Origin of the sequence: Kitasatospora hibisci, assembly GCF_043950205.1 — a bacterium.
Taxonomy (GTDB): domain Bacteria; phylum Actinomycetota; class Actinomycetes; order Streptomycetales; family Streptomycetaceae; genus Kitasatospora; species Kitasatospora hibisci.
On the sequence record NZ_CP171642.1, the window covers coordinates 5,984,219 to 5,997,405 of the forward strand.

A 13,187-nucleotide genomic window follows, 5' to 3' on the forward strand; every position below is an offset into this window, starting at 1 on the left:
GCGGCCCCCTCCCCACGATTTCTGACCGGCCGTCGGCCCGGCGGGTCGTCGCGGGCGGAACCGCGGAATCCGCAGCGGGGCCGTGGGCCCGGCCGCCGGGACGGTCCACCACAAGCGGAGGAGACAGGAGCATGGCCGGCGCAATGCGCAAGATGGCGGTCTACCTCGGCCTCGTGGAGGACGAGACGTACGACGGCCAGGGGTACGACCCCGACGACGACTACGACGCTGACCCCGAGCCGATCCGCGCCGGGCGGACCGAGGACATCCCCCGGCCGGCCGCTCCGGCACCCGCCCCGGTCTCCTCGATCACGCCGCAGCCGGTGCCGGCCGCGGTGCCGATCCGGCAGGAGGCCCCGAGGATGGCCCCAGTGTCGTCCATCACACCCGAACGCCGCCACAACCTGGAGAAGAGCGCCCCGGTGATCATGCCCAAGGTAGTGAACGAACGAGAGCCCTACCGCATCACCACGCTGCACCCCCGGACCTACAACGAGGCCCGTACCATCGGGGAACAGTTCCGCGGCGGGACTCCGGTGATCATGAATCTGACGGAGATGGACGACACCGATGCCAAGCGCCTCGTAGACTTCGCCGCTGGACTCGTCTTCGGTCTGCACGGCAGTATCGAGCGCGTGACGCAGAAGGTGTTCCTGCTGTCGCCTGCTAACGTCGATGTCACGGCGGAGGACAAGGCTCGGATCGCCGAGGGTGGGTTCTTCAACCAGAGCTGACCCGGCCACGACTTTACGTGTGGATCTGATCGACAGCGAGTTAGCGACAGGCAGTACGGCCCGAGGGCCGAGAACCGGGGAGAGGGAAGCGCGATGGGGATCGTGTGGGCGGTGCTCTACTACGCGCTGACCGTCTTCCTGGTGTTCCTGCTTGTGCGGCTGGTGATGGACTGGGTGTTCCAGTTCGCGCGTTCGTGGCGGCCCGGCAAGGCCATGGTCCTGGTCCTGGAGGCCACGTACACTGTCACGGATCCGCCGCTCAAGCTTCTTCGGCGGTTCATTCCGCCGTTGCGTCTCGGGGGCGTGGCGCTCGACCTGTCCTTCTTCGTACTGATGATCATTGTGTATGTCCTGATCTCGCTTGTGCGGCCCTAGTCGTAGGTGAGCGATGCGACAGGATGCCGGTGTGCCGACGATCACGTTGAGGTGAAGAGATGCCATTGACCCCCGAGGACGTTCGGAACAAGCAGTTCACGACCGTCCGCCTGCGCGAAGGCTATGACGAGGACGAGGTCGATGCCTTCCTCGACGAGGTCGAGGCGGAGCTGACCCGCCTTCTGCGCGAGAACGAGGACCTGCGTGCCAAGCTGGCCGCTGCGACCCGTGCCGCCGCGCAGAACCAGGCCAACATGCGCAAGGAGCCGCCGCAGGAGTCGCGTCCCGGCGCTCCCGTGCCGGCCGCCATATCCGGCCCGCCGGTCCCCGGGCAGCAGGGCGGCCCCGGTGGTCCGCAGCCGATGGGTGGCCCGGGTGGCCCGGGTGGTCCGCAGCAGATGGGCGGCCCGCAGCAGCAGATGGGCAACCAGCCCCTCGGCCTGCCGTCCGGCGCCCCGCAGCTCCCGGCCGGTCCGGGTGGTCCGCAGCAGATGGGCGGCCCGCAGCAGCAGATGAACCAGACCATGGGCGGCCAGCAGCAGCTGGTCCAGCCGATGGGCGGTCAGATGCTCCAGCCGATGGGCGGCCCCGGCGGCCCGCAGGGCATGGGCAACCCGATGGGCCAGGGCATGGGCCAGCAGCAGATGCAGCAGATGGGTGGCCCCATGGGCGCCCCGCAGCAGATGGGCGGTCCGCTCGGCGGCCCGATGCAGCCGCAGCAGGGTCCCGGCGGCGACAGCGCGGCCCGCGTGCTCGCGCTCGCCCAGCAGACCGCCGACCAGGCGATCTCGGAGGCCCGTTCCGAGGCCAACAAGATCGTCGGCGAGGCCCGCAGCCGGGCCGAGGGCCTGGAGCGGGATGCCCGCGCCAAGGCCGACGCACTGGAGCGGGACGCGCAGGAGAAGCACCGCGTCGCGATGGGCTCGCTGGAGTCCGCGCGGGCCACGCTGGAGCGCAAGGTCGAGGACCTGCGGGCGTTCGAGCGCGAGTACCGCACGCGTCTGAAGTCGTACCTGGAGACCCAGCTGCGCCAGCTGGAGTCGCAGGCGGACGACTCGCTCGCCCCGCCGCGCATCCCGGCCACCGCGTCGCTGCCGCCGGCCGCGTCGTCGATGGCTCCGGCCGGTGCGTCCGCGATGAGCGGCGGTGCCCCGAGCTTCGGTGGCAACCAGCCGTCCTTCGGCGGGAACCAGCCCTCGTTCGGCGGGCAGAGCTCGTTCGGCGGGAGCTCGGGTGCCCCGAGCTTCGGCGGGCAGGCCTCCGGCGGCAACACCGGTGCCCCGCAGATGCAGCCGGCCGGGATGACGCAGCCGATGGCGGCGGTCCGGCCCCAGCCGCCGCAGCCGATGCAGCAGGCGCCGGCGCCGATGCGCGGGTTCCTGATCGACGAGGACGGCGACAACTAGTCGCGGTCGACACCCGGAGCGCCCCCGCTCCGACCTTCGGGTCGGGACGGGGGCGCTCCGCCGTTCCCGGACGTGCCGGCGGGCCCGGCCGTTCGGGCACCGGGGCCAGGGCGGGAACGCCGGAGCGGCCGGCACCTCGGGGAGGCGCCGGCCGCTCCGGGCGGGGTCAGGCCTTGCGGAGCTGGAAGGCGAGGCCCAGGCCTTCGTCGGTGAAGGTCTCGGACTCCCAGTCGGCGGCCCCGGCCGCGAAGTCGGTGGCCAGCACCTCCTCGGCGACCAGCGGGCCGTGCTCGGCGACGGCCTCGGCGGTGTCCTCGTTCGTCGCCCGCCAGCGCAGGACGATCCGGTCGGCGACGTCCAGACCGGAGTTCTTGCGGGCCTCCTGGATCTGGCGGATCGCGTCGCGGGCGATGCCGAGGCGCTTCAGCTCCGGGGTGATCGCCAGGTCGAGGGCGACGGTGGCGCCGGACTCGTTGGCGACGGCCCAGCCCTCGCGCGGCGTCTCGGTGATGACCACCTCGTCCGGGGCCAGGGCGACCGTCTCGCCGTTCAGCTCGACCGAGGTCCGGCCGTCGGCGCGCAGTTCGGCGGCCAGGCGGGCGGCGTCGGTGGCGGCGACCGCCTTGGCGACGTCCTGGACGCCCTTGCCGAAGCGCTTGCCCAGCGCGCGGAAGTTCGCCTTGGCCGTGGTGTCGACCAGCGAACCGCCGACCTCCGCCAGGGACTCCAGGGTGGAGACGTTGAGCTCCTCGGCGATCTGCGCGCGCAGGTCGGCCGGCAGCTCCTCCCAGCCCTGGGCGGCGATCAGCGCCCGGGAGAGCGGCTGACGGGTCTTCACGCCGGACTCGGCGCGGGTGGCCCGGCCGAGCTCGACCAGGCGGCGCACCAGCGCCATGTGCCGGGAGAGGTCGGCGTCGATCAGCGACTCGTCGGCCTCCGGCCAGGTGGCCAGGTGGACCGAGGCCGGGGCGTCCGGGACCACCGGGACGACCAGGTCCTGCCAGACCCGCTCGGTGATGAACGGGGTGAGCGGGGCCATCAGCCGGGTGACCGTCTCCAGCGCCTCGTGCAGGGTGGCGAGCGCGGCGGCGTCGCCCTGCCAGAAGCGGCGGCGGCCACGGCGCACGTACCAGTTGGAGAGGTCGTCGACGAAGCCGGAGAGCAGCTTGCCGGCGCGCTGGGTGTCGTACGCCTCGAAGGCCGCGTCGACCTCGCGGACCAGGGTGTTCAGCTCGGAGAGCACCCAGCGGTCCAGCTGCGGACGGTCGGCCGGGGCCGGGTCGGCGGCCGAGGGGGCCCAGCCGGTGGTGCGGGCGTACAGCGCCTGGAAGGCGACGGTGTTCCAGTAGGTGAGGAGGGTCTTGCGGACCACCTCCTGGATCGTCCCGTGGCCGACCCGGCGGGCCGACCAGGGCGAGCCGCCCGCCGCCATGAACCAGCGGACGGCGTCGGCGCCGTGCTGGTCCATCAGCGGGATCGGCTGCAGGATGTTGCCCAGGTGCTTGGACATCTTCCGGCCGTCCTCGGCCAGGATGTGGCCCAGGCAGACGACGTTCTCGTAGCTGTTCCTGTCGAACACCAGGGTGCCGACGGCCATCAGCGTGTAGAACCAGCCGCGGGTCTGGTCGATCGCCTCGGAGATGAACTGCGCGGGGTAGCGCTTCTCGAAGAGCTCCTTGTTCTGGTACGGGTAGCCGTACTGGGCGAACGGCATCGAGCCCGAGTCGTACCAGGCGTCGATGACCTCGGGCACCCGGGTCGAGGTGTCGCCGCACTCGCGGCAGGCGAAGGTGACGTCGTCGATGAACGGGCGGTGCGGGTCGAGGCCGCTCTGGTCGGTGCCGGTCAGCTCGGTGAGCTCGGCCAGCGAGCCGACGCAGGTGAGGTGGCCCTCCTCGCAGCGCCAGATCGGCAGCGGGGTGCCCCAGTACCGGTTCCGGCTGAGCGCCCAGTCGATGTTGTTGTTCAGCCAGTCGCCGAAGCGGCCGTGCTTGACCGTCTCCGGGAACCAGTTGGTGGCCTCGTTCTCGCGGATCAGCGCGTCCTTGACGGCGGTGGTCCGGATGTACCAGGACGGCTGCGCGTAGTAGAGCAGCGCGGTGTGGCAGCGCCAGCAGTGCGGGTAGCTGTGCTCGTACGGAAGGTGGCGGAAGAGCAGGCCGCGCTCGTCGAGGTCCGCGACCAGGGCCTCGTCGGCCTTCTTGAAGAACTGGCCGCCGACCAGTGGGACCTCGGGGGCGAAGGTGCCGTCGGAGAGCACCGGGTTGACCACCGGCAGGCCGTACCTGCGGCAGGTCGCGAGGTCGTCCGCACCGAAGGCGGGGGACTGGTGGACGATGCCGGTGCCGTCCTCGGTGGTGACGTAGTCGGCGTTGAGGACGTAGTGCGCGTCCTCGATCTCGACCAGGTCGAAGGGGCGGCGGTAGGTCCAGCGCTCCATCTCGGCGCCGGTGAAGCGCTGGCTGGTGGCCTCCCAGCCCTCGCCGAGGGCCTTGGCCAGCAGCGGCTCGGCGACGACCAGCTTCTCGTTGCCGTCGGTGGCCACCACGTAGACCACCTCGGGGTGGACCGCGGCGGCGGTGTTGGAGACCAGGGTCCAGGGGGTGGTCGTCCAGACCAGCAGGGCCGCCTCGCCGGCCAGCGGGCCGCCGGTGAGCGGGAAGCGGACGAAGACCGAGGGGTCGACGACGGTCTCGTAGCCCTGCGCGAGCTCGTGGTCGGACAGGCCGGTGCCGCAGCGCGGGCACCAGGGGGCGACGCGGTGGTCCTGGACCAGCAGGCCCTTGTCGAAGATCTGCTTGAGCGACCACCAGACGGACTGGACGTACGACGGGTCCATCGTCCGGTAGGCCTCGTCGAGGTCGACCCAGTACCCCATGCGGGTGGTCAGCTCGGCGAAGGCGTCGGTGTGCCGGGTCACCGAGTCGCGGCACTTGGCGTTGAACTCGGCGATGCCGTAGGCCTCGATGTCCTGCTTGCCGGAGAAGCCGAGCTCCTTCTCGACGGCCAGCTCCACCGGGAGGCCGTGGCAGTCCCAGCCGGCCTTGCGGGCGACGTGGTAGCCCTTCATCGTCCGGTAGCGGGGGAAGACGTCCTTGAAGACGCGGGCCTCGATGTGGTGGGCGCCGGGCATGCCGTTGGCGGTGGGCGGGCCTTCGTAGAAGACCCACTCCGGGCGGCCCTCGGACTGCTCCAGGCTGCGCCGGAACACCTTGTTGTCCTGCCAGAAGGAGAGGATCTGGTGTTCCAGGGCGGGCAGGTCGACCTGCGCGGGGACGGGGTTGTAGGTGCTCATCGCGGGCGTCTACCTCCGGCGGATGTGGGCTGGATCCGACGGAGGGACGAGACGGCATGCCGCCCCGCGGTACCACCCTCCTTGGCCGCGGTCCTGCGTGCGGCCCTCTTGTTTGGGCTTGCTGCCGGGTCTAGTAGGCCGGTGGCCGTTCTTCCGGCGGCTCCGGGGTGATCTTCCCGCCGTGCACACCCCCGGGCTCGCACCGTCCCCGGGTCGCTGGTGGCTGCGTACGTCGGTACTCGTCCCATCTGCGCCTTGCAGGCCCAGTGTATCGGCCGCCGCAAGTCGGTTTGCCGGGTCGCCGCGGCGGCGCGCGGCCCGCTTCCGGTGCGCTGCGCCGGGGTGGTTAGGCGGGGGTGATCTGGGCACAACTCTGGTCAGCGCGCAGGTGGGGCGGCTGTGGCGGCTGCCCGGGTGGGATCATGGTGGGGCGTCGGTATGTCATGTTGTGACCGGTTTTGATGGGGATTATCGTTCCGGCACTGGAAGCCGCCGGGAACCGGCGGCTCGATTCGTTCGTAGATGGGGTCGAAGCCATGGCTGATAAGGCAACCGGCGCGGGTACCGCCACCAAGCGGGCACGCAAGGCCGTGGCAGCAGAACCAGGGGAGGGGACCGTGACCACTACCGCACGGCACAAGACCAGCAACGACGCCACGCTCGTGGCCCCCGGCCGCGCCCGCACCGCGGCCGCCACGGCGGCCCGCGGCGCCGAGTCGGTGGACCCGGCCGAGCTCCCGGTCCGTCCGGGCGAGGACCCGTGGACCTCGGAGGAGGTGCACGAGCTGCACGCCGAGCTGATCAGCGAGCTCGACCGGCTGCGGGGGGAGATCGACGCCGCCGAGGCGGCCATCACGGGCCTGATGCGCGACTCCAACGACGGAGCCGGTGACGACCAGGTGGACGCCGGTACGAAGAACATCTCGCGGGAGAGCGAGCTGGCCCTCGCCAACAACGCCCGGGACAGCCTCGCCCAGACCGAGCACGCGCTGGCCCGGCTGGAGGGCGTCGGGTTCGGCATCTGCGAGTCCTGCGGCCAGGCCATCGGCAAGGCCCGGATGCAGGCCTTCCCCCGGGCGACGCTCTGCGTCCAGTGCAAGGCCAAGCAGGAACGCCGCTGACCGGGGCGACGCGGGGGGTCGGGCTTGCCGTACGCTCGACCCCGTAACGTCGCCCGACCGGCTTGGGCAGGCGACCGGAGGCCCCCGCCCCCCGACGACGAGCGGGGGGACCCCCATCGGCAGCGGAGCGGATCATCAGTACGCAAGGTTCCCCCCAGACGCGGGACGAAGCCGTCCCCACCCCCGCCGAAGCTGTGGAGGAGGCCGTGGCCGAGCCCGGCGAGGTGACCGCCGCCCCGGCGGAGCAGGAGGCGCCGAAGGGCCGCCGGCGGATCGGCGTCCTGCTCGTCGTCGCGCTGCTCGCCTTCCTGATCGACCTGGGCAGCAAGCTGCTCGTGGTGGCCAGGCTGGAGAACCACGCGGCCATCAAGGTGGTCGGCGACGTCGTCACCTTCCAGGTCATCCGCAACTCCGGCGCAGCCTTCGGCATGGGCCAGGCGCTGACCGTGGTCTTCACGATGATCGCTGCGGCCGTCATCGTGGTGATCTGGCGGATCGCCCGCCGGCTGTACAGCCTGCCGTGGGCGATCGCGCTCGGCCTGCTGCTCGGCGGCGCGCTGGGCAACCTCACCGACCGGCTGTTCCGTTCGCCGGGCGTCTTCCGCGGGCACGTGGTCGACTTCATCTCCGTCCAGCACTTCGCCGTCTTCAACCTCGCCGACTCGGCGATCGTCTGCGGCGGCATCCTGGTCGTCCTGCTCTCCTTCCGCGGCAGCAACCCGGACGGCACCGTCCACCAGCCGGCCGCGAAGGACGGGGCCGGCCGGGGCGGCCCGGACGCCAAGGGCGAGTAGCCGGGACCGGGCGCGCAAGGAGCGGGGCCGCGCGTCCGGCATACTCGTACGGGTGAGTACCGCAGCGCAGATCCGCAGCCTCCCCGTTCCCGACGGTCTGGAGGGCGAGCGTCTCGACGCCGCCCTCGCCCGGATGTTCGGCTTCTCCCGGACCAAGGCCGCCGAGCTGGCCGCCGACGGCAAGGTGACGCTCGACGGCACCGTGGCCGGCAAGTCGGACCGGGTGACCGCCGGCTCCTGGCTGGAGGTCGAGATCCCCGCCCCCGCCGCGCCCGTGCGGATCGTCGCCGAGCACGTCGAGGGCATGCGCATCGTCCACGACGACGAGGACATCGTGCTCGTCGACAAGCCGATCGGGGTCGCCGCGCACCCCAGCCCGGGGTGGACCGGCCCGACCGTGATCGGCGGGCTCGCCGCGGCGGGCTACCGGATCTCCACCTCGGGCGCCGCCGAGCGCCAGGGCATCGTGCACCGGCTCGACGTCGGCACCTCGGGTCTGATGGTGGTCGCCAAGTCCGAGCGCGCCTACACCGATCTCAAGCGGCAGTTCCACGACCGGGTGACCGAGAAGAAGTACCACACGCTGGTCCAGGGCCACCCGGACCCGCTCAGCGGCACCGTGGACGCGCCCATCGGCCGCCACCCCAGCTCGGACTGGAAGTGGGCGGTCACCCGCGACGGCAAGCCGTCCGTCACCCACTACGACCTGATCGAGGCCTACCGGGCCGCCTCGCTGCTCGACGTCAAGCTGGAGACCGGCCGCACCCACCAGATCCGGGTGCACATGTCGGCGCTGCGCCACCCCTGCGTGGGCGACCTCACCTACGGCGCCGACCCGACGCTGGCCAAGCGGCTCGGGCTGACCCGGCAGTGGCTGCACGCGGTCTCGCTGGGCTTCGAGCACCCCGCCGACGGCGAGTGGGTGCAGTTCTCCAGCGAGTACCCGGCGGACCTGCGCAAGGCGCTGGACACCATCGCGGCGGAGAGCTGACCGCGGCCGCGGGCCGACGGGACCGGGACACGGGGAGGCCGGGATGAGCACGACCATCAGGGTGGCCGAGGGGGAGGCGGACCTCGCGCTGGTGCACGCGGTGCGGCGCGAGGTGTTCGTCGTCGAGCAGGAGATCCCCGAGGACGAGGAGTGGGACGACCTCGACGGCACCTCGGAGCACCTGCTGGCGATCGGCCCGGACGGTGCGGCGCTGGGCACGGCCCGACTGATCCACGGCGAGCCGGCGCTCAAGCTGACCGGCGGGACCGAGGGGCGGGTACTGCTCGGCCGGCTCGCGGTGGTGCGGGCCGCGCGCGGTACCGGCCTCGGCGCCGAACTGGTGCGGGCCGTCGAGGCGGCCGGGCTCCGGCGCGGGGCGCGTGAGGTCGAGCTGCACGCGCAGGTCCGGGCGCTGGGCTTCTACGAGCGGCTCGGTTACACGGCCGAGGGCCCGGAGTACCCGGATGCCGGGATCCCGCACCGGACGATGACGCGGGTTCTCTAGTGAGCTGGTCCGGAGATTCTTGAGCAGTAGCGGCAGATTCGGTCGATGATCTGGTCGGCGGTCTTGGTCCACCTGAAGGGACGGGCACTGTCGTTCCAGTTCTTGATCCAGTCCTCGAGCGTGGTCGTCAGGTCGTCGAGCGAGCAGAACACTCCACGCTCGAGGCAGCGCCGTTGCAGCTCCGCGAACCACCGCTCGACCTGGTTGATCCAGGACGAGTACGTCGGCGTGAAGTGCAGCTGGACGCGGGGATGCGCGATCAGCCAGCGGTGCACCACGGGTGACTTGTGGGTGGACAGGTTGTCGCAGATCACGTGGACCGCCAGGCCCGGCTCGGTCTGGCGGTCGATCTCGCCGAGGAAGTCCCGGAAGTCGACGGCGCGGTGCTGGGCGGACACTCGGCTGATGACCTTGCCGGTGGCGACGTTCAGCGCGGCGAACAGGTCCACGGTGCCGTGGCGGACGTAGTCGAAGCTGCGGCGTTCGGGGACCCCGGGAAGCATCGCCAGCACCGGCGCGGTCCGCTCCAGGGCCTGGATCTGCGGCTTCTCGTCCACCGCGAAGACCACCGCGTTCGCCGGCGGGGCCAGGTAGAGGCCGACCACGTCCCGAATCTTGTCGATCAGCAGCGGGTCCGGAGAGATCTTGAAGGTCTCCGTCCGCCAGGGCTGCAGCCCGAAGGCCCGCCAGATCCGCAGCACGCTCGACGGCGAGATGCCGACCTTCGCGGCCAGCTCCCGCTTGGACCAGTGGGTGGAGCCCTCCGGCGTCTCCTCCAGCGTGCGCACCACTACCTCCTCCACCTGGGCGTCGGTGATGGTGCGCGGGACCCCGGGCCGCGGTTCGTCGGTCAGGCCGTCCAGGCGCTCGCGCAGGAACCTGGCCCGCCACCGGTTGACCGTGCCCCGGTTGACCCCCAGTCGGGCGGCCACCGCGATGTTGCTGCCGCCCTCTGCGCAAGCCAGCACGATCCGCGCCCGCATCGCGAGCCCTTGGGCGGTCCTGCGTCGGGTCGCCCATCCCTGCAAGGTCAGCCGCTCCGAATCCGACAGGACCAGCGGCTGCAGTCTGCTGTCACCCATACGGACAGCAGACTGCAGAGCTGACACCACGTCACCACGTGGAGCGCGGAGAACACCGGAACTGTGACGCAAAGAGCCTCACGTGGCGACCGCAGATCTCAAGACCAGCTCACTAGGTCCGGTCCGGCGGATCCCCGGTTCGGACGGCCGGGAACGGAACGGTGTCGACGGCGGCGCGCCTCGGTCGGAGGCGGGCCGCCGTTCGCGCGTCCGCAGGCCGGGGAGTTCCGGCCCCCGCGCGGACGCGGTGCGCCGGCCGCGGCGTCGCCTGCGGCCGGCGCGCGGCCCACCCGGGCGTGATCCGCTCACGAACCGCTTATCGGTCGGTTACGCGCATGGTGAATGGTCGGTCACCAGCGTCAGTGGTCCAGCCGAGATGGTGAGCGTGAGTCGGATGAGCAGCGGTTCGTTCCGGATCGAGCTTGAGGAGGTCGAGGCGGCGGCCAGCAGGATCCGGTCCCTCGTCCGGGAGCTGGAGCCGCTCGCCGCCGAGGTCGAGGCCGCCGTCCGGCAGGTCGCCCCCGCCTCGTACGGCACCGGCCCGGTGGGGACGGCGCTCCTGGGCGGCGGGCCGGGCACCGTCGGGCTGATCGGGCAGCAGGCGCAAACGCTCCAGGGCGTGCACCGCTTCCTGGGGAACTCCGGCCGGATGGCCGAGAACCTGCTGCTGATGTGCCGGCAGTACCGCGAGGCCGACGGCGGTCACGTGGCCGCTCTGAAGGAGCTGATCGGGAGCTCCGGGGTGCCGGGCCTCCCCGCGGAGGCGGGAACCGTGCCTGATGGTCGTGGTCCGTCCGCGCCGACTCGGCCCGCCGCCGTCTGATCGTCCCCGGCCCACGCGCCGGTTCCTCCACCCGACCGCCCGGTTCGTCCGCCGGGTGTCCGCCGGGCACGCGCGCACGCCCGCGTCGGCCGGTTCGGCCGGTTCGGCCGGTTCTCCGGCCCTGCCGGTCCGCCCGAGAAAGTGACCAGCTTCATGATCGAGTTGCCCGCCGACCTGGTTGCGGTGCTCACGACCGTCAAGAGCCACGAGAACGGGGCGGGGATCGCCTTCCCCGACGCCGACGAGGACCGGCTCGCGGAGCTCGCCCGGGCGTGGGACGCCTGGAACACCGCGGCCGAGCCCCGGGTGCGCGCCATCGTGGCGAGCGCGCAGCAGGCCGCGGCGCACATGTCGGGGCCCGCCGCGGACGGCTTCCGGCAGTACCTGGAGAAGTACGCCGGCCGCGACGACACCCACGCCGTCACCGTGCTGGAGAGCGGGCTCGCGATGGCGCGCTGCCTCCACGAGGCCTCCGGCACCGTCGGCCGTACCAAGGCGGCCATGGTGCAGCAGCTCAGGTCGACCAAGGAGTACCTCGAAGGCGGCATGCCCGGAGCCGCGCCGGGAGCCGTGTCCGCAGCCGCCGCGCAGTCCGAGGGCGTCGGACTGGCGGTCGACTCGTGCAGGCACCACGTCGGGCAGGCGAGCGCGGACGTCGAGTCGATGCTCCGGCAGAACGCCGGTTCGGTCGACCGCATGGACAGCGCCGGACAGGCCTGCGCGCTCGGGCCCGCAGGAGGTCCGGGTGCCGGCGCCGGGGGCGCCGATGCCGGTGGTCCCGGGGCGGGTACCGGAGGAGGAGTGGGCGGTGACGCGCGGCCGGTGCTCGCCGGTCTCGGTGGACCGGAGACGTCGCGGGCCGGGTCCGCCCGGGCCGAGGTGCCCGACCGGGAGAGCGGAGCGGTTTGCCGGCCGGGCGGTGCGGCCGTGCCGGGGCTGAACCTGGCCGGGTTCACCGGCGCGGTCGCGGGCGCCGGTGCGCAGGGCGGGTCGCCCTCCGGCGGGGCCGCCGATCCGGCGGGTGCGGGGGGCGTGTCCTCGGGCGTGCTCGGCCCGGGCGGGGCTGCGGGTGCCGGCGGCGTCGGCGGGCGCAGGGCCGGCGCCGGCGGATCGGCGGGCCGGGCACGGGCGGGTGCCCTGCCCTCCTTCGCGGGCGCGGGCTTCGGGTTCCCCTCCGGTACGGCGGCCGCCGCCGCGGCGGGCAGCCGGGCAGGAACGCTCGGACGCGGCCCGAGCGGTACGACGCGGCAGCCGTCGGGCTCGGGCGCGGCCGGGACCGGCGCGCGAGCGGGTGCGGGCGCGTCCGCCGCCGGAGCCGGTGCCGCCGGACGCGGCCCCGGCCCGGGCGGCGTGCACGGTCCGGGCCGCGGCGGGGGCAAGAAGGGGGCCCGCGGCAGGCGCAGGCCCGACCTGGTCGTCGGGCAGACGCCGGAGGACGAGGTGATCTCCGACGCCGACGTACACGGCCCGGCCGCCGAGGTCCGGCTCGGCGACCGGCAGGAACAGCGGGCGCACCGGCGGTGGCTGGACGGCGCCCGCACCGAGGCCGTCGAACCGCGTCGGGCGCAGGCTCCGCAGGCCGCAGCCGCCGGAGCGGAGTCACCGCCGGCGCCCGCAGCCGATCTCCTCACCCAGCTGACCAGCGTGGTGCTGGGACCCGACGCGGGGAGCGGGGGCCGCCCGGAGGAGCGGATGACCGGTACGACCGGCGGTGCTCCGGGCGCGGGTGGTGCCGAGTCCGGCGCGGGGCGGACGGAGGGACGGTCGGCGGCCCCGGCCGCTCGCCCGCGGGGCGGGGTCGGACTCGGCCCCGCGGGCACCGTGGGAGGGGCGGTGCAGGCCGGGCCGGACGCCGGCGGCAGGCCCGCACCGCTCCGGGAGGAGGGGGGCTATCAGGTGCCGAGCCCTCAGCTCCGGGCCGCCTTGGCGAAGCTGGCGGCCGCCGGGGAGTTCGACAAGCCCGCTCCCGGTGGAGCGGCACGGCAGTCGGCGGCCCGGGGGGAGAGCCCCGGCGGTGGCCGGCCCGGGAACGACGAGTAGTCACGGGTGCTGTCGGCCGTC

11 protein-coding genes are annotated in these 13,187 nt (G+C 73.0%); 9 read left to right on the plus strand and 2 right to left on the minus strand.

Annotation, left to right across the window (positions count from 1 at the left end; all coding sequences use genetic code 11):
• Window positions 1-131 precede the first annotated feature (131 nt).
• The 3 genes from ACF9IK_RS26210 to ACF9IK_RS26220 all read left to right on the plus strand — a co-directional run bounded on the left by ACF9IK_RS26210 (window position 132) and on the right by ACF9IK_RS26220 (window position 2,515).
• Window positions 132-734, plus strand: coding sequence for a cell division protein SepF (locus ACF9IK_RS26210; RefSeq protein ID WP_238740332.1), 603 nt, complete (start codon window positions 132-134; stop codon window positions 732-734).
• A 93-nt stretch (window positions 735-827) separates the two neighbouring features.
• The gene (locus ACF9IK_RS26215) at window positions 828-1,109 is read left to right on the plus strand and encodes a YggT family protein (RefSeq protein ID WP_148645520.1); all 282 of its coding nucleotides are present in this window, start codon (window positions 828-830) and stop codon (window positions 1,107-1,109) included.
• 59 nt (window positions 1,110-1,168) lie between these two features.
• On the plus strand, window positions 1,169-2,515 hold the full coding sequence (locus ACF9IK_RS26220; RefSeq protein WP_395296548.1) for a DivIVA domain-containing protein: 1,347 nt from the start codon (window positions 1,169-1,171) through the stop codon (window positions 2,513-2,515).
• Window positions 2,516-2,681: 166 nt separating this feature from the next.
• Here ACF9IK_RS26220 and ileS read toward each other — a convergent pair whose 3' ends face one another.
• Window positions 2,682-5,810 carry an isoleucine--tRNA ligase gene (ileS, locus tag ACF9IK_RS26225; protein WP_395296549.1) on the minus strand — a complete coding sequence of 1,043 codons (3,129 nt, stop codon included), beginning with the start codon at window positions 5,808-5,810 and terminating at the stop codon, window positions 2,682-2,684.
• Between the two features lie 617 nt (window positions 5,811-6,427).
• Here ileS and ACF9IK_RS26230 point away from each other — a divergent pair.
• The 4 genes from ACF9IK_RS26230 to ACF9IK_RS26245 all read left to right on the plus strand — a co-directional run bounded on the left by ACF9IK_RS26230 (window position 6,428) and on the right by ACF9IK_RS26245 (window position 9,221).
• The gene (locus ACF9IK_RS26230; protein WP_395296550.1) at window positions 6,428-6,931 is read left to right on the plus strand and encodes a TraR/DksA family transcriptional regulator; all 504 of its coding nucleotides are present in this window, start codon (window positions 6,428-6,430) and stop codon (window positions 6,929-6,931) included.
• A gap of 62 nt (window positions 6,932-6,993) precedes the next feature.
• A complete protein-coding gene (gene lspA, locus ACF9IK_RS26235) occupies window positions 6,994-7,725 on the plus strand; it encodes a signal peptidase II (protein WP_395296551.1) in 732 nt (243 codons plus the stop codon).
• Window positions 7,726-7,777: 52 nt separating this feature from the next.
• Window positions 7,778-8,716 carry an RluA family pseudouridine synthase gene (locus ACF9IK_RS26240; protein WP_395296552.1) on the plus strand — a complete coding sequence of 313 codons (939 nt, stop codon included), beginning with the start codon at window positions 7,778-7,780 and terminating at the stop codon, window positions 8,714-8,716.
• Window positions 8,717-8,759: 43 nt separating this feature from the next.
• On the plus strand, window positions 8,760-9,221 hold the full coding sequence (locus ACF9IK_RS26245; RefSeq protein WP_395296553.1) for a GNAT family N-acetyltransferase: 462 nt from the start codon (window positions 8,760-8,762) through the stop codon (window positions 9,219-9,221).
• Here ACF9IK_RS26245 and ACF9IK_RS26250 read toward each other — a convergent pair.
• Entirely contained in the window at window positions 9,218-10,303 is a 1,086-nt protein-coding gene (locus ACF9IK_RS26250) for an IS630 family transposase (protein ID WP_395296554.1), read from the minus strand. The two genes, ACF9IK_RS26245 and ACF9IK_RS26250, sit on opposite strands and share 4 nt — an antisense overlap.
• A 394-nt stretch (window positions 10,304-10,697) precedes the next feature.
• On the opposite strand from ACF9IK_RS26250, the gene ACF9IK_RS26255 reads away from it, so the two are divergent.
• Window positions 10,698-11,126, plus strand: coding sequence for a hypothetical protein (locus ACF9IK_RS26255; RefSeq protein WP_395296555.1), 429 nt, complete (start codon window positions 10,698-10,700; stop codon window positions 11,124-11,126).
• A 153-nt stretch (window positions 11,127-11,279) separates the two neighbouring features.
• Window positions 11,280-13,166: a hypothetical protein gene (locus tag ACF9IK_RS26260; protein ID WP_395296556.1), complete on the plus strand. Its 1,887-nt coding sequence runs from the start codon at window positions 11,280-11,282 to the stop codon at window positions 13,164-13,166.
• Window positions 13,167-13,187 lie beyond the last annotated feature (21 nt).

What these genes read in the sequence shown, in the direction of transcription:
- ACF9IK_RS26210 (WP_238740332.1), top strand. Translation starts at nt 132, where the DNA reads ATGGCCGGCGCAATGCGCAAGATGGCGGTCTACCTCGGCCTCGTGGAG.
- ACF9IK_RS26215 (WP_148645520.1), top strand. Translation starts at nt 828, where the DNA reads ATGGGGATCGTGTGGGCGGTGCTCTACTACGCGCTGACCGTCTTCCTG.
- ACF9IK_RS26220 (WP_395296548.1), top strand. Translation starts at nt 1,169, where the DNA reads ATGCCATTGACCCCCGAGGACGTTCGGAACAAGCAGTTCACGACCGTC.
- ileS (WP_395296549.1), bottom strand. Translation starts at nt 5,810, where the DNA reads ATGAGCACCTACAACCCCGTCCCCGCGCAGGTCGACCTGCCCGCCCTG.
- ACF9IK_RS26245 (WP_395296553.1), top strand. Translation starts at nt 8,760, where the DNA reads ATGAGCACGACCATCAGGGTGGCCGAGGGGGAGGCGGACCTCGCGCTG.
- ACF9IK_RS26250 (WP_395296554.1), bottom strand. Translation starts at nt 10,303, where the DNA reads ATGGGTGACAGCAGACTGCAGCCGCTGGTCCTGTCGGATTCGGAGCGG.
- ACF9IK_RS26255 (WP_395296555.1), top strand. Translation starts at nt 10,698, where the DNA reads ATGAGCAGCGGTTCGTTCCGGATCGAGCTTGAGGAGGTCGAGGCGGCG.
- ACF9IK_RS26260 (WP_395296556.1), top strand. Translation starts at nt 11,280, where the DNA reads ATGATCGAGTTGCCCGCCGACCTGGTTGCGGTGCTCACGACCGTCAAG.